The organism is Pseudomonas sp. NFX15 (assembly GCF_049132105.1).
In the GTDB taxonomy this organism is placed as follows: domain Bacteria; phylum Pseudomonadota; class Gammaproteobacteria; order Pseudomonadales; family Pseudomonadaceae; genus Aquipseudomonas.
In genome coordinates this window covers 261,857-281,954 of sequence record NZ_JAFMPV010000003.1, presented here as the reverse complement: position 1 = coordinate 281,954, position 20,098 = coordinate 261,857, and the positions used below count along the sequence as shown (strand labels likewise).

Annotated in this window: 10 protein-coding genes; 2 read left to right on the top strand and 8 right to left on the bottom strand. The window is 63.2% G+C overall.

Annotation, left to right across the window (positions count from 1 at the left end; translation table 11 throughout):
* Positions 1 to 102: 102 nt before the first annotated feature.
* Positions 103 to 1,668: a methyl-accepting chemotaxis protein gene (locus J1D76_RS05050; RefSeq protein WP_421137309.1), complete on the bottom strand. Its 1,566-nt coding sequence runs from the start codon at positions 1,666 to 1,668 to the stop codon at positions 103 to 105.
* A gap of 387 nt (positions 1,669 to 2,055) precedes the next feature.
* Here J1D76_RS05050 and J1D76_RS05045 point away from each other — a divergent pair, with 387 nt between their 5' ends.
* Together J1D76_RS05045 and J1D76_RS05040 are read left to right on the top strand one after the other, a co-directional pair.
* Positions 2,056 to 9,618 carry an SDR family NAD(P)-dependent oxidoreductase gene (locus tag J1D76_RS05045; RefSeq protein WP_421137308.1) on the top strand — a complete coding sequence of 2,521 codons (7,563 nt, stop codon included), beginning with the start codon at positions 2,056 to 2,058 and terminating at the stop codon, positions 9,616 to 9,618.
* An 8-nt stretch (positions 9,619 to 9,626) separates the two neighbouring features.
* Positions 9,627 to 10,976, top strand: a complete 1,350-nt coding sequence (locus J1D76_RS05040; protein WP_421137307.1) for an aminotransferase class I/II-fold pyridoxal phosphate-dependent enzyme — start codon at positions 9,627 to 9,629, stop codon at positions 10,974 to 10,976.
* A gap of 712 nt (positions 10,977 to 11,688) precedes the next feature.
* Here the strand turns inward: J1D76_RS05040 and J1D76_RS05035 are convergent.
* The 7 genes from J1D76_RS05035 to J1D76_RS05005 all read right to left on the bottom strand — a co-directional run bounded on the left by J1D76_RS05035 (position 11,689) and on the right by J1D76_RS05005 (position 20,046).
* On the bottom strand, positions 11,689 to 12,147 hold the full coding sequence (locus tag J1D76_RS05035) for an REP-associated tyrosine transposase (RefSeq protein WP_421137306.1): 459 nt from the start codon (positions 12,145 to 12,147) through the stop codon (positions 11,689 to 11,691).
* Positions 12,148 to 12,445: 298 nt separating this feature from the next.
* Positions 12,446 to 13,852, bottom strand: a complete 1,407-nt coding sequence (locus tag J1D76_RS05030; RefSeq protein ID WP_421137305.1) for a capsule biosynthesis protein — start codon at positions 13,850 to 13,852, stop codon at positions 12,446 to 12,448.
* A gap of 11 nt (positions 13,853 to 13,863) precedes the next feature.
* Entirely contained in the window at positions 13,864 to 14,475 is a 612-nt protein-coding gene (locus J1D76_RS05025) for a GNAT family N-acetyltransferase (RefSeq protein WP_421137304.1), read from the bottom strand.
* On the bottom strand, positions 14,468 to 15,973 hold the full coding sequence (locus J1D76_RS05020; RefSeq protein WP_421137303.1) for an LTA synthase family protein: 1,506 nt from the start codon (positions 15,971 to 15,973) through the stop codon (positions 14,468 to 14,470). Before J1D76_RS05020 ends, J1D76_RS05025 begins: the two co-directional genes overlap by 8 nt.
* Before the next feature lie 4 nt (positions 15,974 to 15,977).
* Positions 15,978 to 16,754 (bottom strand): SDR family NAD(P)-dependent oxidoreductase, encoded by a 777-nt coding sequence (locus J1D76_RS05015; protein WP_421137302.1) that lies wholly within the window; start codon positions 16,752 to 16,754, stop codon positions 15,978 to 15,980.
* Positions 16,751 to 18,013 (bottom strand): capsule biosynthesis protein, encoded by a 1,263-nt coding sequence (locus J1D76_RS05010; protein ID WP_421137301.1) that lies wholly within the window; start codon positions 18,011 to 18,013, stop codon positions 16,751 to 16,753. Before J1D76_RS05010 ends, J1D76_RS05015 begins: the two co-directional genes overlap by 4 nt.
* A complete protein-coding gene (locus J1D76_RS05005) occupies positions 18,013 to 20,046 on the bottom strand; it encodes a capsular polysaccharide biosynthesis protein (RefSeq protein WP_421137365.1) in 2,034 nt (677 codons plus the stop codon). The genes J1D76_RS05010 and J1D76_RS05005 overlap by 1 nt, the downstream gene beginning before the upstream one ends.
* Positions 20,047 to 20,098 lie beyond the last annotated feature (52 nt).

The following is a 20,098-nucleotide window of genomic DNA, read 5'->3' as shown; positions in this document are numbered from 1 at the left end:
CGCCGGCAAGCCAGCTCCTACAGGGTTATGTGGCATTTCCGGCATTTGCGTCCGGCCGCAATCCTGTAGGCGCTGGCTTGCCAGCGAAGGCGATCTCCCGGCTCAGCGGTTAAACCGTTCCACCAACGAATACTGGGTATTCGCCGTCTTGGTCAGCTCTTCACTCAACAACGCCGAGTTCTGCGCCTGTACCGAGGTCTGGTCTGCCAGTTCCGAGATGTTGCTGATGTTGCGGCTGATTTCCTCGGCCACCGCACTTTGCTCTTCGGTCGCGGCGGCGATCTGGGTGGTCATGTCGGTGATGTTGGCCACCGCTTCGCTGATCCCCACCAGCGCCTGGTCCGCTTCCAGTACCCGCGCCACACCTTCTTCGGCCTGGCGATGCCCGGCTTCCATGGTTTGCACCGCGGTGCTGGCGGTTTGCTGGAGCTTGGCGATCAGCGCATGAATCTGTCCGGTGGACTCGCTGGTGCGTTGCGCCAATTGGCGGACTTCATCGGCCACCACCGCAAAACCACGGCCCATCTCGCCGGCGCGGGCCGCTTCGATGGCGGCGTTCAGCGCCAGCAGGTTGGTCTGGTCGGCGATGCCTTTGATCACATCGACCACGCCACCGATTTCATTGCTGTCCTTGGCCAGTTGGGTCACGGTCACACCGGTTTCACCGACCACCACCGACAGGCGCTGGATGGCTTCGCGGGTTTCCCCGGCGATGTCCCGGCCACGACCGGTCAGGCGATTGGCTTCCTGGGTGGCGTCAGCGGTGCGTTGCACGTGGCTGGCGACTTCCTGGGTGGTGGCCGCCATCTGGTTGACGGCGGTCGCCACTTGCTCGGTCTCGACGCGTTGGCGTTCCAGGCCGCTGGAACTGTTGTGCGCCAGGGCGTCGGATTGCCGGGCCTGGTCGGTCAGGTGTTCGGCGGTGTCCTGCAAACGCGTCAGGCAGGTTTTCAGGCGTGCTTCCTGGCTGAGGATGGACATTTCCAGGCGCGCCTGGGCGCCACGGCTGTCGGTGTACATCTGCGCGATCAGCGGGTCGGACGTGGTCTGCTCGGCCAGGCGCAGCAAACGCTTGAGGCCGCGCTGCTGCCATTGCAGGCCCATCAGTCCCAGCGGCACCGACAACCCCGCCGCCAGGGCAAAGCCCCAGTGGGAGTTGAGCGTCGCGCCGATCATGAAGCTCAACTGGCTGACCAGGATGAACGGCAGCCAGTCCTGCAGGATCGGCAGCCACTTGTCAGTGGAGGGGATCGCCGACTTGCCCTGGTTGATGCGTTGGTAGAGCGCTTCGGCACGGCGGATCTGCTCGGCGCTGGGCTTGACCCGCACCGACTCGTAACCGATCACCTGATTGCCTTCGAAGACCGGTGTCACATAGGCGTTGACCCAGTAGTGGTCACCGGACTTGCAGCGATTCTTGACAATGCCCATCCATGGCAAGCCTTGTTTGAGTGTGCCCCACATGTGCGCGAAGACGGCCGTCGGGACGTCGGGGTGACGCACCAGGTTATGCGGCGCGCGGATCAGCTCCTCACGGGAAAACCCGCTGATGTCGACGAAGGCGTCATTGCAGTAGGTGATCACACCTTTGGCGTCGGTGGTGGAGATCAACCGTTGCTGAGCCGGGAAGGTCCGCTCGCGTTGTGTGACTGGCTGGTTGTTACGCATGGCTTTTTCTGTCCGCAAGGCTTTGACGGGTTGTCGGCCGTGGGACGGTTTAATTGAATTTATTTTTTGTTGTCAGATGCGCGGCCTACCGCCTGTAGGAAATATGGATCCAACCAATAGGATTACGGGCTCATCAGGGTTTCCCTGAAGGGCCGCTCCGCGTATCATTTCGCGCCCCTCGCCATGGCTCCCGTGTGTAACCCCATGAAGGTTCGCGGTCGAGACGGCGGGGGTTCCGGCGACTCCCTAACGATAAGAACAGAGTTATCAACTAACTGAATTCAGTAAATTTCCTGCGCTTTTATCGGACATCCGCAGCTGTTCGATGCACCCATCGCACGAGGTGATGGCGTTGGCGCCAGGAAAATAAAAATGGTGGATCAAGTCATGCGTAGAAAAGTTGCAATTATTGGGGCTTCCTTCCGGTTTCCCGGCTCCACTCACGCAACTTTTTGGCAGAACCTGCTGGAAGGGCATGACTTCATCACGCAGGTCGACCCTTCCCGCTGGTCCCGCGATGCGTTTTTCCACCCGGACAAGGCCAACCCCGGCACGTCCTACACCTTTGCTGCCGGCACCCTGGGGGATATTTCCACCTTCGACGCAGGCTTCTTCAGCATTTCGCCCCGCGAAGCCGCGATCATGGATCCTCAGCAGCGCCTGTTGCTGGAGCTGGGCTGGGAAGTGTTCGAGAACGCCGGCGTCAAGCCGTCCAGCCTGCGGGGCAGCCGCTGCGGCGTGTACCTGGGCATCGCCAGCACCGATTACGCGTATCGCCTGTCCCATGACCTGTCGCTGGTGGATGCGTCCACGGCCACGGGAAACACTTTCAGCATTGCCGCCAATCGCCTGTCGTACTTCTATGACCTGCACGGCCCGAGCATGGCCGTCGACACCGCCTGTTCTTCGTCACTGGTGGCGTTTCACCAGGCCTGCCAGGCGATTCAGAGCGGCGAGATCGACGAGGCACTGAGCGGTGGCGTCAGCCTGCACTTGCACCCGTTCGGCTTCCTGATTTTCTCCAAGGCCTCGATGTTGTCGCGCAAAGGGCGCTGCAACGTGTTCGACGAAGCCGGTGACGGCTACGTGCGTTCCGAAGGGGCAGGGCTGTTTTACCTCAAGGACTACGACAAGGCCGTGGCCGACGGCAACCAGATTCTCGCCGTGGTCGCCGGCAGTGCGGTCAATACCGACGGGCGCAAGTCCGGCCTGACGGTGCCGAGCGCCGATGCCCAGGCAGCGCTGATGACCCAGGCCTACGCCAGTGCCGGGATTTCCCCGGCCGACATCGATTACCTGGAAGCCCACGGCACCGGTACCCCGGTGGGCGATCCGATCGAGAGCCGTGCCATCGGCCTCGCCCTGGGCCAGGTGCGCGGCGCCGACAAGCCGCTGCTGATCGGTTCGATCAAAAGCAACATCGGTCACCTGGAAGCGGCCTCCGGGGTCGCCGGCTTGATGAAGGCGCTGTACTGCGTCACCGAGCGCCAGGTTCCGGCCACCATCGGCATCAAGAACCTCAACCCGCGAATTCCGTTCGCCGAACTCAACCTCAATGTCGCCACCCGCAACCACGCCCTCAAGCCTGACGGCACGCTGGTGGTGGGGGTCAACTCATTCGGTTTTGGCGGGGCCAACGCCCACGTCATCCTGCAAAGCCACACGCCTGAAACGCCGCCACCGGCCGCTGCATCGAAGGCCGTGCCATTGATGGTCACCGCCAAGGACAGCGTGGCCCTGGCCGCCATGGCCGAAGGCATCGCACAGCATCTCAGCGATCACCCGGCCTCGAGCCTGTATGACGTGGCCTATCAGGCGATGATCCGTCGCGACCTGCATGCGCAGCGTGTGGTGGTGTTCGATCACGATACACAGCACAGCGCCCAGGCCTTGCTGGATTTCGCCCTCGACCCGGCCGTCTCGGCCTTGAGTTCGGTGGTCGAGAGCGGCCGCGCACTGGACCAGGCCAAAGGGCCGGTGTTCGTGTTCTCCGGCAATGGTTCGCAGTGGCAGGGCATGGGCAAGAACCTGTTCACCGATCCGGTGTTCCATGCCGCGGTCAGCGAGATCGATGCCGTGTTCCAGCCATTGGCCGGTTATTCGCTGCTCGGCGATCTGGCGGGCGAGTACGGCGAGGACCGTTATCACCTCACCGAAATCGCCCAGCCTGCGCTGTTTGCCCTGCAAGTCGGCGTGACCCGGATGCTCGCCAGCCTTGGCGTGGTGCCGCAAGTGGTGATGGGCCACAGCGTCGGTGAAGTCGCCGCGGCCTGGGCCAGCGGTGCGCTGACGCTGGAGGACGCCACCCGGGTGATCTTCCATCGCAGCCGCCTGCAAGGGTTGACCGCCGGCTCCGGGCAGATGTCCGCCGTGGGTCTGTCGGGCAGTGCCACCGCCGACTTGTTGCAGGAGCTCGGCCTGGAAGACGTGGTGGTCGCCGGGGAAAACAGTGCCCGCGGCGCCACCGTGGCCGGTTCGCTGGCCGGCCTCGAACGCCTTGAGCAGGTGTTGACCGAGCGCCAGGTGTTCGTCCGTCGCCTGGGCCTGGACTATGCCTTCCATTCGCCGGCCATGAACGTCATCGGCGAGCCAGTGGTAGAGGCACTGCGTGACATCGTCCCGCGTGCCTGCCGGATCCCGATGATTTCCACGGTCACCGGCGGCGCCCTGGACGGCGAGCGTCTGGACGCCGAGTACTGGTGGCAGAACATCCGCTTCCCGGTGCTGTTCCAGTCCGCCAGTGAAACCCTGTGCGAGCAGGGTTACAACGTATTCGTCGAAGTCGGCCCGCACCCGATCCTGCGCAGCTACGTCGCCGATGCCCTGGCCGCGCACGATCAGCAAGGCGTGGTCATCGGCACACTGTCGCGTGGCGACGATGCGCCGTCATTGATCACCCGCGCCGTCGCCAAGGTACTGATCAGTGGCGCGCAAACCGACCTGTCGTGCCTGTTCCCGCACACCGGCGGCTTCGTCCGCCTGCCCAATTATGCGTGGCAGCGTGAACGGCACTGGCACGGCGACACCCCGGAATCATCCCGGGCGTTGTACCAGGACCGCATTCATCCGCTGCTCGGGCACCCGGTGCCGGGGCATGAGCAGACCTGGGACAATCGGCTCGACACCCAACTGTTCCCGTCGCTCGAAGACCACAAGGTCGGCGACGCGGTGTTGTTCCCAGGCGCCGGTTTCACCGAGCTGGTGCTGGCCGCGGCGCAGTGCTGCCAGCCAGGCGAGTTCGTCGATATCGAAGAACTGGAAATTCACAGCCCGCTGGTGCTGCATGCCGATTCGAGCAAGCGCGTGCGGGTACAGGTCGACAGCGCCGACGGTGCGGTGACCATCGCCTCGCGCAGCATCACCCAGGAAGAGCCGTGGGCCAAGCACGTGGTCGCGCGCCTGCCGGGCGAGGCCCGCGGTGTGTTGCTTAATGAGCCGGCGCCGGTGCTGCCAAGCCGTGCCCCGGACTTCACCCGTACCGAACATCTGCAACTGACCTGCGCCGTAGGCCTCAATTACGGCCCGGCCTACCAGGCGATCGAAGCCGGCTGGATCGATGGCGACCAGGTGTTGGCGCAACTCAGTGCGCCCAGCGAAATCAGCATCGAACTGGCGACCTTGCACCTGCACCCGGCGCTGCTGGACAGTGCCTTCCAGCTCATCACCCCATTGCTCAGCCGCGACCCCAAGGCGCGCAACGGCCTGGCGTTCATCCCGGTCAAATTGGGGCGGATCAATTTCGCCGCCGGCAGCCTGCCGCCGTCACTGGCCAAGGTGCGGTTGGTGCGTCGTTCCGAGCATTCGTTGCTGGCGGACTTCACCTTGTACGACGCCCACGGGCGTACCGTGATCTGCATCAAAGACGCACGCTTCCGCGCCGTCAAACTGCACAAGGATCGCAGCGGCGACCAGAAACTGGTGGATTTCGCCGGCGTTGCCAAACCGTATCCGCAGCGCGCTCGGGCGCTGGCATCGTCACCGTTGCGCACTGCGCTGGCGCAAAGCCTGGCAGCGGTGGCCGACGAGCCGACCTTGTTGCGTTACAGCCAGGAAGTCGACCCGCTGCTGGACAGCCTGTGTGGCAGCTTCGTGCTGGAGGCCATCGAGTCACTCGGTGGGCAACTCAGCGCGGCCCAGCGTGCCACCTGGCTAGCCGATGCACAGTCGTTGTCGGAGTATCTGGATCATCTGCTGGAACAGGCGCTGGATGACGGCGAGCTGGTCGCCGTGGGCGATGCCTGGCAAGTGGCCGGACAGGACGAGCGGGCCAGCGCCCAGGACATCTGGCAGGAACTGTTCCGCAGTTATCCAGAGCACTTCCAGATCATTCATTCGGTTGGGCGCGTCGGCATTCACCTGCTGGGCTTGCTCAGCGGCACCGTGCAACTGGAAACGTTGCTGCCGAGGGAAACCTCGCCGGCGCAGTTGGCGCGCCAGGTCATCGGTGCCAGCGGTTATCACGCCCTGCTCGACGCGATCAAACAGCACATCGCGCAACGCCTGGCGGTGTTGCCGGCAGGCCAGCGCCTGCGGATTCTCGAGCTGGGTTTCGGCGGCGCGCCGTTCGCTGCGCAGCTGTGTGCGCAGCTGGATTTCGACCGCGTCGATTACCAATACAGCGCCGACGATCTGGACCCGGCCAGCCTGCTTCAGGCCGAATACCCGGACTTGCAACTGCTGACGCTGGCCGAAGCCGGTCAATTGCCGGCGGTGCCTGCCCTCCAGTTTGACCTGGTCCTGGCGGCCACCGACCTGGCTGCGCTGGACGTGATCAGCGAAGGCCTGCGCCATGGCGTGGCGCGCTTGTCGGCCGGCGGCCAATTGATGTTGCTGGCGCAGCACCCGGCGCGCTGGGCCGACTTCGTTTTTGGTGCTCAATCGTCGTGGTGGCTGGAAGGGCCAGCGCAGCAGCGTCTGTCGCTGCAACAACGCCCGGGTTTCTGGCAGCAAGAGTTGCGTCGTCACGGCCTGAGCGTCGATGACGCGCTGGAGTTCACCCCGGCAACTTCCAGTGGCGGCTATGTGCTGGTCGGTGTCGCCGATAGCGCCGCGAGTGTCGATCCGCAACCGGCGACTCAATCGCAAAACTGGTTACTGGTGGCTGACGGGCAAAGCAGCGAAAGCGCCTTCGCCCGGCAACTGGCCTCGGCCCTGATCGAGCAAGGGCAACAGGTCGAATGGCTGGCACCGGCAGCCGTTGAATCCATGGCCATGCAGTTGCGCGAAGGCCCGGCTCCGCAGCATGTGTTGATGCTCAGTGGCCTGTTCGGCACCCAGGGGCTGGACGATCAGGCCGAGCGCTGCATGCTCGCGGCACAGTTGACCCAGGCTTGCGAGCAGGCGGGCGTCGCGCCGGATTGCTGGTTGCTGACTCGTGGCGCGGCGGTGCATTTGTTGCCAACGGCTGAACAAGTCGTCGGCGGCATGACCTCGCTGGCCGATGCCGCGCTGTGGGGCTTTGGCCGCACGCTGGCCAATGAATCGGTAGCCTGCCGCGTGCGCCTGCTGGACATGGCCGAGGGTGCTGGCGTCGAGGCGCTGCTACCGGCATTGCTCAATGCCGATGACGAAACCGAACTGGCGATCAGCGCCGGTGGCGATCGTTACGTGGCGCGTCTGCGCGTGCGTCCCGATCAAGCGCCGGGCCCTGTTGAACAACAGGGCACGCGCCAGGTCAGCCTCGGTTTCGAACTGCCGGGCCAACTGCGCAACCTGCGTTGGGAAGCCCACGAGGCGCAGCTGCCGGCGGGCGATGAGCTGACAGTGGAAGTGCGCGCCACCGGCCTGAACTTTCGCGACGTGATGTACGCGCTGGGCCTGCTCTCCGATGAGGCCATCGAAAACGGTTTCTCCGGGCCGACCCTGGGCTTCGAGTTCGCGGGCGTGGTGCAGGGCAAAGGTGAGCGGGCCGTCGGTGATTTCCAGCCAGGCGACCGGGTGGTGGGTTTCGGCCCGTCGAGCTTCGCCAACCGCCTGACCACCAATGCCAACGCCGTGGCGTTGATCCCTGAAGGCATGTCGTTCGAGGCCGCAGCGACCATCCCGAGCACGTTCTTCACCGTGTACTACGCGTTGCATCACCTGGCACGCCTTGAGCCGGGTGAAAAAATCCTGATCCACGGCGCCGCCGGTGGCGTCGGGATTGCCGCGATCCAGATCGCCAAGTGGTGCGGGGCCGAGATCTACGCCACCGCCGGCAGCGACGAGAAACGCGACTTCCTGCGCCTGCTCGGGGTCGAGCACGTCTTCGATTCGCGCTCCCTGGCATTCGCCGATGAAATTCTGGCGATCACCGCCGGCCGTGGCGTCGACGTGGTACTCAATTCCCTGGCAGGCGAGGCGATCAATCGCAACCTGCAAGTGCTCAAGCCTTTCGGGCGTTTCCTGGAGCTGGGCAAGCGCGACTTCTACCAGAACACCAAGATCGGCCTGCGTCCGTTTCGCAACAACATCAGCTATTTCGGCATCGACGCCGACCAGTTGATGAGCGAGCGCCCGGAGCTGACTCGACGCCTGTTCGGCGACATGATGCAGCTGTTCCGCGACGGCATTCTCAGCCCGTTGCCGTACCGCGAATTCGACGCCAACGACGTCGTCGAATCCTTCCGCTACATGCAACAGGCCCGGCAGATCGGCAAGATCGTCGTCACCTACCGCACGCCGATCCAACAAGTGTTCCAGGCGCCGGCGGCACAGGCTCAAGTCTTGCAACTGGCCGCCGAGGGTACCTACCTGGTGACCGGCGGGCTCAGCGGTTTTGGCTTGCGCACGGCGCAATGGCTGGTGGAGAAGGGTGCGCGTCACCTGGTGCTGCTCGGCCGTCGCGGTGCGGCGACCGAAGAGGCGCAACCGGCGCTGGCCGAGTGGCGCGAGCAAGGCATTTCGGTGCAGGCGCTGGCATGCGATATCACCGACCGCGCTCAATTGCGCAGCGCGCTGGCGAGCATCGAGGCCTCGGTCAAGCCGCTGCGGGGCATCGTGCACGCCGCCACCGTGTTCGACGACGGCCTGATTCGCAACCTCAGCCAGGAGCAATTGCAACGGGTGCTGGAACCCAAGGCCAAGGGCGCGCAATACCTGCACGAACTGACCTCGCACCTGGCGCTGGATTTCTTCGTGCTGTTCTCCTCGGCGACCACCCTGTTCGGCAATCCGGGGCAGGCCAACTACGTGGCGGCCAACCATTGGCTCGAAGCATTGGCCCGTCACCGCTTGTTGCAAGGGTTGCCCGCGACCGCGGTGCTGTGGGGCGCCATCGATGACGCCGGTTTCCTCGCCCGCAACCAAGACATCAAGGACGCCCTGCAAAGTCGCATGGGCGGCGCAGCCCTGCAGTCGCAAGCGGCCCTCGATACCCTCGAGCAACTGTTGCTGCAACGGCGTTCCGGGCTGGGCGTGCTGGAACTCGACTGGAAAGCCCTGTCGCGTTTCCTGCCGGCGGCCGGTGCACCGAAGTTCACAGAGCTGGCGAGGTTGCACAGCGGCGAGCAGGACGAGGAAAGAGACAGCGATGACATTCAGCGCCTGTTACTGGAAATGAATGATCAGGAACTCACCGAGCTGTTTGCCGAAATGCTCAAGCAGGAAATCAGTGAGATCTTGCGCATTCCGGCCAGCAAACTCGACAGCAGCCGTCCGCTGCAGGAACTGGGGCTCGACTCGTTGATGAGCGTGGAGTTGGTGGTGGCGGTGGAAGAACGCTTCGGCATTCGCTTGCCGGTGATGGAGCTGAGCGAAACCTCAAGCATCGCCAAGCTCACCGTGCGCATCCTCGAACTGCTGCGCAGCCAACACGACAGCGACGCTGAACCCGCCAGCGAAGACAACTTGCAGGCACTCACCGCCGATGCGCTGGCGCGCCATGGCGCCCAATTGTCCGAGGCCGAACTGGCCCAGGTCAGCGACGGTGTGCGCAACCACGACTCCGACCTTACTCGCTTGATCGACTGACACTGACTATGACCACTAAAAGTTCATCCGGGCTTGGCGCTTCAATGAAAGACAAGCTGATCCAGCAAGCACTGGAGCGCCGTCAGCGGCAAGGCAGCGAGGGCGCGCAACCGGCCTCGCTGGCGCAGGTTGGCCGCAATGCCCGGGCAGTGCCGGAACAGTTCTATCGTTTCGATCAGCACCCCGGTTACCAGCAGTTGCGGATCATGCGCGACGGCGCGGCACGCTTCGGCCTGGCCAACCCGTTCTTCAAGTTGCACGAAAGCCTGGCGGGAGCCGAAACCACGATCCAGGGGCGGCGCTTCGTCAACTTCGCCAGCTACAACTACCTGGGTTACTCCGGCCACCCGGCGGTTGCCGAAGCGGCCAAGGCGGCCATCGATCAGTACGGCACGTCGGTGTCCGCCAGTCGCCTGGTGTCCGGCGACCGGCCGATCCATCGTGAACTGGAGGCCGAGCTGGCCAAGCTGTATGAGGTCGATGACGCGATCACCTTCGTCAGCGGCCATGCCACCAATGTCACGACCATCGGCTACCTGTTCGGGCCGCGTGACCTGGTGGTGCACGACGAGCTGATCCACAACAGCGTGCTGCAAGGGATTCAATTATCCGGTGCGCGCCGGCTCAGCTTTGCCCACAACGATTGGGAAGCGCTCGACCGCTTGCTCAGCGATCAGCGCCAACATTTCGAGCGGGTGCTGGTGGTGCTGGAAGGCATCTACAGCATGGACGGCGACTACCCGGACCTGCCGCGATTCGTCGAGCTGAAAAACAGGCACCGGGTGTTCCTGATGGTCGACGAAGCGCATTCGCTCGGCGTGATGGGCGCCAGCGGCAAGGGCATTCGCGAGCACTTCGGCTTGAAAGGCACCGACGTGGACATCTGGATGGGCACCCTGAGCAAGACGCTGGCCAGTTGCGGTGGCTACATTGCCGGTGAATCGGCGCTGGTTGAGCACCTGAAATTCATGGCGCCGGGGTTTCTTTACAGCGTCGGCATGCCGGCCTCGGTGGCGGCTGCCGCGTTGGCGGCGGTGCGTTGTATGGCCGGTGATGCCGAGCGCGTGGCGACCTTGCAGGCACGCGGCCAACAGTTCCTCGCCTTGGCCCGCGAGGCCGGGCTCGATACCGGCACCAGCACCGGGCTGGCGGTGATTCCGGTGATTACCGGCAGCTCGCTCAAGGCCACCCAATTATCCGGCGCCCTGGCCCAACGCGGGATCAACGCCCAACCGATCCTGCACCCGGCCGTCCCGGAAAAGTCCGCCCGCGTGCGCTTCTTCGTGTCGTGCCTGCACACCCCCGAACAAATCGCCGAAACCGTCGCCATCGTTGCGCAAGAGCTGCGAAAGCTCTGACCCACCAACGAATGTTGCCACTTTTTGTGTAGGCGCTGGCTTGCCAGCGAAGACGGCCGCAAGGGCGATGCAAGATTCAAGGAAGCCTTCGCCGGCAAGCCGGCTCCTACAAGGTCCGCGTCGTTACGAAAAATGGCGGCACGAATCCATTTTTTGTAGGAGCTGGCTTGCCAGCGAAAGCGGCCGAAAGGGCGATGCAAGACTCAAGGAAGCCTTCGCCGGCAAGCCGGCTCCTACAAGGTCCGCGTCGCCACAAGAACGGCGACACGAAGCCGTTATTTGTAGGCGCTGGCTTGCCAGCGAAGACGGCCGAAAGGGCGATGCAAGATTCAAGGAAGCCTTCGCCGGCAAGCCGGCTCCTACAAGGTCCGTGTCGTTACAAGAACGGCGACACGAAGCCGTTATTTGTAGGCGCTGCCTTGCCAGCGAAGACGGCCGCAAGGGCGATGCAAGATTCAAGGAAGCCTTCGCCGGCAAGCCGGCTCCTACAAGGTCCGCGTCGCCACAAGAACGGCGACACGAAGCCGTTATTTGTAGGCGCTGGCTTGCCAGCGAAGACGGCCGCAAGGGCGACGCAACATTCAAAGACGCCTTCGCCGGCAAGCCGGCTCCTACAAGGTCCGCGTCGTTACGAAAAATGGCGGCACGAATCCATTTTTTGTAGGAGCTGGCTTGCCAGCGAAAGCGGCCGCAAGGGTGCAGCAAGTTTCAACTACAACCAGATGGCATCCCACAACGGGTAGTCATGTACCCGTGTGACCAGTCCTGCGCGTATCGGGTTGGCAACGATGTACCGGGCGACGGCCTGCAAATCCTCTTCACGACGAATCGCCCGGTCGTGGAAACCTTTCTGCCACAACTTCCCCTCGCGGGCGGTGCCTGCGTTCACGGCTCTGGCGCTGCGGGATTTGGTGGCCAGCATTAATCCCGGCAATGTGCTGTCCCTGAGTTCGAGCAACCAGTGAAAATGATCGGGCATGACCACCCAGGCCAGGGAGTTGGCCCGTTCCTCCTTCTGCGCCTGGCGAAATTGATCCACCACCAGACGGCCTACGCGCCAGTCACGAAAAAGCGGTTCGCGTCGATGGGTCACCGCGGTCAGCAGATAGATCTGCCCGGTTTGTGAATAGCGTCCGGTGCGCAGGTGGTTGGCGTGTGAGCGAGTGGGCAATCCGTTGCCCTCCTTTTTTTGGTCGAAAAGGATAAGGCTAGTGCGCGCAGGGAAAGGCATTGCAAAGGTTTTGGTCTGGATGTGACAGGACCACCGCCTTCGCCGGCAAGCCGGCTCCTACAAGGTCCGTGTCGTTACGAAAAATGGCGGCACGAATCCATTTTTTGTAGGAGCTGGCTTGCCAGCGAAGACGGCCGAAAGAGCGATGCAAAATTCAAGACTGCCTTCGCCGGCAAGCCGGCTCCTACAGGGGCTGCGGCGTGCACAGGCTTTTTTGTACGCGGCCAAATAGGCACCATCACACCAAGCGCGTAAGGTATCGGCGAATCTGTCGATAACGAGGGCAACTGTCGAGCAGGGAACGGGCTTTATGTTGCTGTGCCTGTTGCGGGCTGCAAGGCATGCCACGAATCTGCGTCAGAGGTTGTTCATCACCGTCCGGTGATTGCAGCACGCCGGGGCTGATGCGCCATAGCGGAACGCCGTGGGGTTGCAGATGGCCAGTTTCGCTGGCGTGCCACACCAGCAGCTTGTCTGTGTCGCCAGCCACCGATTGCATCACCCCGGCGCTATCGCTGGCGAACGTCACCCGGCCCCAGCGGCTTTTGAGCTGGGCCTTGATCAGCGGTCGCTGCCGACGCGGCACACCGACCACGGTCAATGCCCCCGCGAACTGGCTGTCCTGGTGTTTTTGCCGGGCCAGTTGCCGGGCCACGGTCATGACGTCGCAACGCTGGTCAGTCAACGGATCGACGTAACGGCAGTAGCGGATGTACGCCGCCGCCACCAGTTGCTCAAGGCTCGGACGGGCCTGGCGGCGCGGGATGTCCAGGCGATCATCAGTCAGGCCCCAGCCGGCATAGAACGGCAAGCCAAAGCAGGTGACCGGGATCCCCTGAATCAACGCCTCAAGCCCGGCCTGGCTGGTGCCGACATACACCCGCTGCGCCCGTCGCGCCAGCGAGGCCCAGGACACATGGCGGCTTTCCAGTGTCACACCGCGTTCGCGGGCGGCGTCGAGCAGGCAACTCTTCTTGTGCCCATCGATGCAGTCCGGGTGAATCCGCACCCGCACGTCCGCCTCGGGGTGTTGCGCCAACGCTTCGTCGAGCATGCGAATGAAGTCCGCTTCACACAACCCGCCGCCGGGAATCGAGAAGTCGCCATAAGTCTGGTCGACCACCAAAATCAGCGGCTTGTCACGGCCCAGCGGATCGTCGTCGCTCAAGTCCGGCGCGTTATTGTATTTGCCGATGCCACTGCTGCGCATCAGGGCAATCAACTCCCGCGCCGTCGTCAACTCCGAAGCACTCAAGGTGTGCGGCGTTTGCAAAATGTTTTCCAGTCGCGACGGGCGATCGGCCAGGTAGTGAATGCCGATGGGATCGACCACCATCGACATCGGCGTATCACCCTCAACGCCCAGCGATGAAGAACGCAGGAAGCCATCCTCCAGCGCAACGTAGGGAATGCCCCAGCGTTTGCACAACACCCGCGCATGATCAGACGAGCTCTTGTAGCCAATCCCGGCAATTGCCTTCAAGCCTTCGGGGCGCCGCTGGCCACGGCGCCACAGCCATTGCGGCGCACCCTCGGGGTCAAGAAACTCTTCCAGATGATGGACTTTCCACATCACCCATTGCGACATGATGCCGACCCAGCCGGGGCCCTCGACCAGTGATTCAAAGGCTGTGGCTCGATTCATATCGGAATGGCTCATGGCAGGGGCGACAACGTGCGGCGCAGGTTGATGACGGCCGGGAAGGGCAACACGCGGCTCAGCCCGTTCGTTGGAAAAGTGTGCATCGACCTGAAACCGTGGCGCGCATAAAACGCCTGGGCAGGCGTGTTCTTCACCTGGACTTCCAGCTCGATTTTCGTGTGGCCAACACTCAATGCCTGATCAGTCGCCCCCTGCAGCAAGGCGCTGGCCACGCCCTGGCGTCGAGCGCCTTTGCGCACGTGCAAACCGTACAGGTAAAAACCGTAGTACCACTCGCGGCATTCGCTGATCAGGAACAAGCCATAGCGCAATGCGCCGCCCAGTCGCCCGAATTCGCGCAAGAAGGGTTGAATGCCCGGGGAAAACGGCCCGCGGCGCTGATGTTTGAAGGAGGCGTAACCCACCGCGGTATCCGCGCGATAGGCCAGTAGCACCCGGTCCCAGTTGATCGCGTGGGCGAGCAGGCGATGGCGGCAGTCTTCATCGCCAAGGATGAACGCCAACGAACTGCGCCCGGCGGTGATCCAGCGCGCTACCGCAGCGTCGGGCTGCGCGAGGCTGGACGCGAGGACCACGCGCACCGGCCCACTCCGGGTTTCAGTCATTGGCAGTGCCGGCCAGATGATCGACGAACGCCTTCGCCAGATGCTCGACACCCAGGTCCGCGGCGTCACTGGCACGCGGCGTTACGTTGGACCAGATGAAATATTCGGTATCGCCATCCGGTTCACCGAGGGCGCCATACACGTCGGGCAAAATCGGCACATGGTCACCGAAGAAACACAGCCCGGTGGGCGTACTGCGTGCGAGGAAATGCTCGCGCAATTGGCCGAGCATGCGGTCGGCATTGCTCAAGTGGCGCACGTACGGCGCCAGGTCGCGCAGGCCATCCGTTAATGGGCGGTCGAACCACTGCGGCAGGTCGTCGGCGTCGACGTTTTCCAGGTGCAGCGGGCCGTGGTTTTCCATGGTGATGGCATGGATAAACAGCGGTTGGGTGCGCGAAGGGTCATCGAGCAGCGCGCTGATCTTGTCCGCCACCGCACAATCGCCAATAAACGGACCGGCCTTCTGCTGTTCGGTGAAGCGGCGAACGTCGATGAACTCATCGAAGCCCAGCGCTGGCAGCACCTTGTCGCGACCATAAAAGCTGCCGACATAAGGATGCACGCAGACCGTGCGATAGCCCTGGCGCTTGAGCGCCTTGGCAACGCTCGCCACACCTTGGCGCGCCAGATGACGATAAGGGTTGAAGCGATGCACGCCGAGTTGATCGACCTTGATCCCGGTGAGAAAGGCGAACTCGGTGCGAACGGTGTTGGCGCCCCAGGCGGCCACTTGCAGGCGCCCGTGGGCCAGCGCTTCACCGCGCAACGTGTCGAAGTGGCTGAGCACCTGCGCACGAATGCCCGGCCACACGCGGCGCGCATCGAAAAACGATTCGCTTTGCACCGAAACCAAGTCCGGTAATACACGGTCAGGCGCCGGGCGCGGCAGGTCTGCGGCAAACGCCGAGTCGAGTTGCTGGATCGGCACCGGGCGTCGGGCGGCGAAAAAGTACGTCCACAAACTGGCCGCCAAACCCCAGCGACCGAGGTCGTGGCTGGCGTCGAAGGTCGGCCGCAGCGGTTGCCGTCCACCGACCATCAACAGCGCTAGCCCGACCAGCAGCGTACCGCCGGCGACGAGGCGAGCGTTGTTGCCCACCGGTTCGAAATACAACCCGCACGCCAGGTAGGCGATAAACAACAGCGCCAGGCCAATGGCCTTGCCGATACCGAAAAACGGCAGGTACAGGCGCGGAAAGCGCACGGCATCGCTGAAGTATTCGAAGTCGGCACACACGAACGGTTCGCGCAGCGAATGGTATTTGGCGTTGCTCACCAACACGATCAACAGCCACAGGGCCAAGACATTGACCGCACTGAACCAGGCGCGACCGGTGATCAGGTACAGCACGCCCACAGCGAACAGCCACACGCCGCCATGCAGCAGCCAGCTGCGCAAGGGGCGAGACCAACCGGTGCGCGGCACCAGCAACATTTCGATGGCGCAGGACAGGACAAAACCCACCGTGACAACCAGATAAAAAGCGTTATTCAAAAAATCAGGCACCGTAATCCAGCCACCGCAAAATGATCGACGACAGTCGTGGCGGGATAACCCCCAGAGCCCAGCACCCGAGGTTCAGCGGGAACGGAAAGCTGATGCGCGCCTGGTTCTTCGCCAACCCGCGCTGGATTCGCCGCGCCGCCTTGTCCGGTGTCCACAGCAGCGGTTTTGGCCCGGGCATTTCAAAGCACATTTTCGATTCGACGTAGCCGGGCATGATCACGTTGATCTTCACGTTGTCCGGTGCCACCAGGTCGCGCATGGCTTCGCCATAAGCCTTGATCGCGGCCTTGCTGGCGCTGTAGCTCGGCGTGGCCGGCAGCCCGCGCCAACCGGCCAGCGAACTGAACACGGCGATCTGCCCGGACTTGCGCGCGCGCATCGCCGGCAATGCCGCCTGCACCGTGGCAAGGGCGGCCAGCACGTTGATTTCGATCAGCGCCTGGGACAACTCCCAGACTTCGCCTTCGCCATTGTCGCCGGTGGAGGTGTTGACCCCGGCGCCGACGATGATCAGGTCTGGTTGCTCAGTGGCGCTGATCTCGGTGATCCAGCGGCGCAAGGCCTCCAGGTCCTGAACGTCCAGCGGTTGCAGCAACACGCGGGCACCGGCGGCGCGGCACTGGGCGGCCATTTCTTCGAGGCGGTCCAGACGACGGCCCTGCAGGATCAGCGTGACCCCCGGTTGTGCGTAGGCGGGTGCCAGCGCACCACCGATGCCGCCCGTGGCACCGGTGATCAGAATGCAGCGTGGAGAGTGTTGCGAGGTCATAGGTACTGTTCGATTTTCGAGGTTTTGGCCATCAACACTTCCAGGGAATTGTTCACCGCCATGTCGATGCCGCAGCGCGTGTAGAAGCCGCCGTTGACCTGCGTGGTGTGAATGACCGTGCTGCGAAAGCGTTGGAACAGCGTGGAGTCGGGAGGCTCCGGGTTGTCCCAGAACTCATCGAGGCCGCCTTGGTGGGTCAGGCCCTTGAGGTTGTAGATCGGATCGCTCAGGGCGATGGTCGGCACGTTGTGCATCAGCGACGAACCGCCCACGGTGCTATTGACCGTGACCACGCCGGCGACGTGCGACAGCAGCGTCGGCATGTGCCCGCTTTCGAGAAAGTCCACGCGGTCGGCAATGCCGAACTTGTCGGCGATCCGTCGGGTGATGCGGTGATAGTTGATGATGCCCGGCGTCAGCGGGTGGTTCTTGACCACCAGCCGCGCATCGCTGCCGGCATGGCGAGCGAACGAGCCCATCACGTGTTTCAACACATCCTTCATGTGCTTGAACGGCGAGTGATCGCGGATCTGCGCATCACTGTCCAGTTGCAGCGGCAGCAGGAAGGTGCGCTGACGGTTGCGCGCCACCTCGCTGATCACCTCCGAATCACGCCCGCGGGCATTCACCAGGCGCAGGCCCTGGCGGATGTAACCGGCGTACTCCACGGCCGCGTTGAACGGTGCGTGGGTCTTGTAATGGGGGAATGCCACTTTGTTCAGCGCGCCGCCGACGTGATACATCACATCGTGAAAAGCCCGGGAGGCAAAGGACAGGCGGAACGAATTGCCGTTGTGATAGCGCGGGATGTACTTGCCCACTTCGCGATACCAATCCGGGTCGCGCGGCAGCAACGAGTGATTGTTCACGCCATTTCGTTCAAGAGTGATCCAGTACGGGCGGAAGTAGCCTTCCTCGAACACGTGCACACGAATGCCCAGGGCCTTGGCCAGTTCCACCGCCGGTTGATGCACCGGGCGGCAGTCGCCGAACAGCACTACGTCGGTGATCTGGTCGGCCTTGAAGCACTGGCTGTAGAAGTCTTTCAACTGCTCGGGGCGCGCCGAATAAAACACGCGCGCGCCGCTGCCGTACAGGGTGTCGCCCATGTTGAAGTTGACCGACTTGACCCACTGGCCCTCGGCCCGCAGGGCTTTGACCAGGCGTGCGAAAAACGGCGAGCTGACGCCCTGCAAAAACAGGAACGAGTTGCGCGGTTTAACCGAAAACAGGTGTCGGGAACGCTGCTGCGAAGGCACTACGATTTCCTTGGCAACGGTCTCAAGACGGTAAGGAGCAAACGCTGAATCATCTCTCGCCATGTTGGAGTTCTTCCTTGCGTAGGTACTTCATCCCAGTTCTGAATCTCGATAAGCGTACGTTCGGGGGTGGTAAATCTTCGGGTCTTGCGGCTGACATACACCGGGTAACGAATCAGCGTGGCCGCCACCAGTTCATCCAGGCTCAGGCGCCGGGTGCGACGCGCCTGGACCTGCGGGCTGAGGTCGTGATCGCGCGTCAGCCCCCAACCGGCATAAAACGGCTGGCCGTAGGTGGTCACCGGCACGCCACGCAACAACGCCTCGAAACCCGATTGCGAGGTCAGCACATGCACCTCGTCGACCTCGGACAACAACTCGTGAAACGGCACGTCACCCACCACCTGATTGCACCATCGGTTGGTGTGCGCTTCGTCCTCGCCAGCCTCGCGCGTGCCGGCCAACACCTCCGGGTGCGGCTTGTACAACAGCCACGCCATCGGATGGCGCTCGCGCACCGCCTTGAGCAAATCCAGATTGCGCCGGATGCGATGCGCGCCATAGCGAATCGAGGCATCGGACTCAACCTGCCCCGGCACCAGAATCACCTGCGTCACCCCCGCCGGACGTTTCCACGTCGTGCCCGGCAGGTTGTATTTGGTCACCCCGGCCGTGCAAATCGCTTCGCGCAGCGCCGCTGCCCGCTGCAACAACCCAGGCGAGCACGGCTCGTTCTGCAAGAGCTGTTCCAGACGCGATGGACGCGTGGCGTCGTAGTAGATACCGAGGTCATCGAACACCCAGGACAGCGGCCGGGTTTTGTTGGCGCCCAGGCCGACGGAGCGCAGGAAACCGTCTTCGACGCGGCCCAGGTGAGTGGTGTTGTGCTGTTGCGTGAGCGCCAGGTCGTGCTGGCAACCCCAACTCACCACCATTGCCGGCGGCTTCGAACGCTTGGGGCGGGCGGCAAACCGCGTGGATGAGCCGTTGAAGAAGTCCTGCACCAATGGCTGCTTCCACTTGCTGAAGCCCACCATCTGCAAGTCGTGCGGCAGGCGACTGCGCATCCGCCGCTGCAAACCAAGCCAGGCCATGACAGTCTCGGGCGGGCAGGGCGCACCCGTCTCCGGGTCGACATAACGCGGGTATTCCACCAATGCTGCGTGCAGCAATTGCTCAAGGCTGACGGGCTGGCGACGTTCGGGCGCCGGCAAGGCATCGACGGTCAAACCCCACCCGGCATAGAACGGCATACCGAAAGTGTGCACCGGCACGCCCCACAACAGCGCATCAAAACCCAGTTGCGAAGTCATCACGTACACCGCCTGGACCTGCTCCATGAGCTCGGCCGGGTGCACGTTTTCGCTGATCAGATGCACCCGCGGATGCTTGCGCAGCGCCGCCAGGTCAAAGTGACCTGGCTTGCGGCCGGCCACCACATCGGGATGCACCTTCACCGCCACAGTGCTGTGCGGATGTTCACGCAGGGCAGCTTCAAGCATGCGCTGAAAGTCAGCGGCGGTAGCGCCTTGCAGCGAGGCATCGCCGCGTGTCTGATCGGCGACCAGCACGCAGGGCTGCGGCAAGTGGCAGGTTTCGATGCGAGCGTCGTTGTACTTCGACACGCGCTCCGCGCACCAACTGGCTTGCAAGGCAACGGCTCGCAAACGCTGCGCTTCAGTGAGCGGCGTCGGGATCAGTTGTTCAAGACGGGAAGGGTGACGGGCGTCGTGATAGATGCCCAGCGGATCGACAATCAGTGACAGCGGCGGCTCGTCGGCACCCAGGCCCACCGAACGCAGGAAACCATCCTCGACACTCAGCAGCGGCAAACCGGCTTCACTCGCCACCACCTGCGCCCGCAACGCACTCGGTTTACGACCCCACGCAAGCACCTCATCGGCCTGGCCGACGTCACCCACCGAGCCACACAACAGCCGGTACTCAGGCAGCAGGGCTGGGAGGGTAGGGATTTGTTGCGCGCCTTTAGACAAAATCAATAAAGCGCGGCGGGGGTGAGCGGCATTGTCCATAAAAAACAGCGGATATCCATAACGAGCGCGCAAAGCTATCAGGCGCAATCAG

Bases quoted from the DNA above. Each gene is read 5' to 3' on its own strand.
- J1D76_RS05050 (WP_421137309.1), bottom strand. From the start codon at position 1,668: ATGCGTAACAACCAGCCAGTCACACAACGCGAGCGGACCTTCCCGGCT.
- J1D76_RS05045 (WP_421137308.1), top strand. From the start codon at position 2,056: ATGCGTAGAAAAGTTGCAATTATTGGGGCTTCCTTCCGGTTTCCCGGC.
- J1D76_RS05040 (WP_421137307.1), top strand. From the start codon at position 9,627: ATGACCACTAAAAGTTCATCCGGGCTTGGCGCTTCAATGAAAGACAAG.
- J1D76_RS05030 (WP_421137305.1), bottom strand. From the start codon at position 13,852: ATGAATCGAGCCACAGCCTTTGAATCACTGGTCGAGGGCCCCGGCTGG.
- J1D76_RS05025 (WP_421137304.1), bottom strand. From the start codon at position 14,475: ATGACTGAAACCCGGAGTGGGCCGGTGCGCGTGGTCCTCGCGTCCAGC.
- J1D76_RS05015 (WP_421137302.1), bottom strand. From the start codon at position 16,754: ATGACCTCGCAACACTCTCCACGCTGCATTCTGATCACCGGTGCCACG.
- J1D76_RS05005 (WP_421137365.1), bottom strand. From the start codon at position 20,046: ATGGACAATGCCGCTCACCCCCGCCGCGCTTTATTGATTTTGTCTAAA.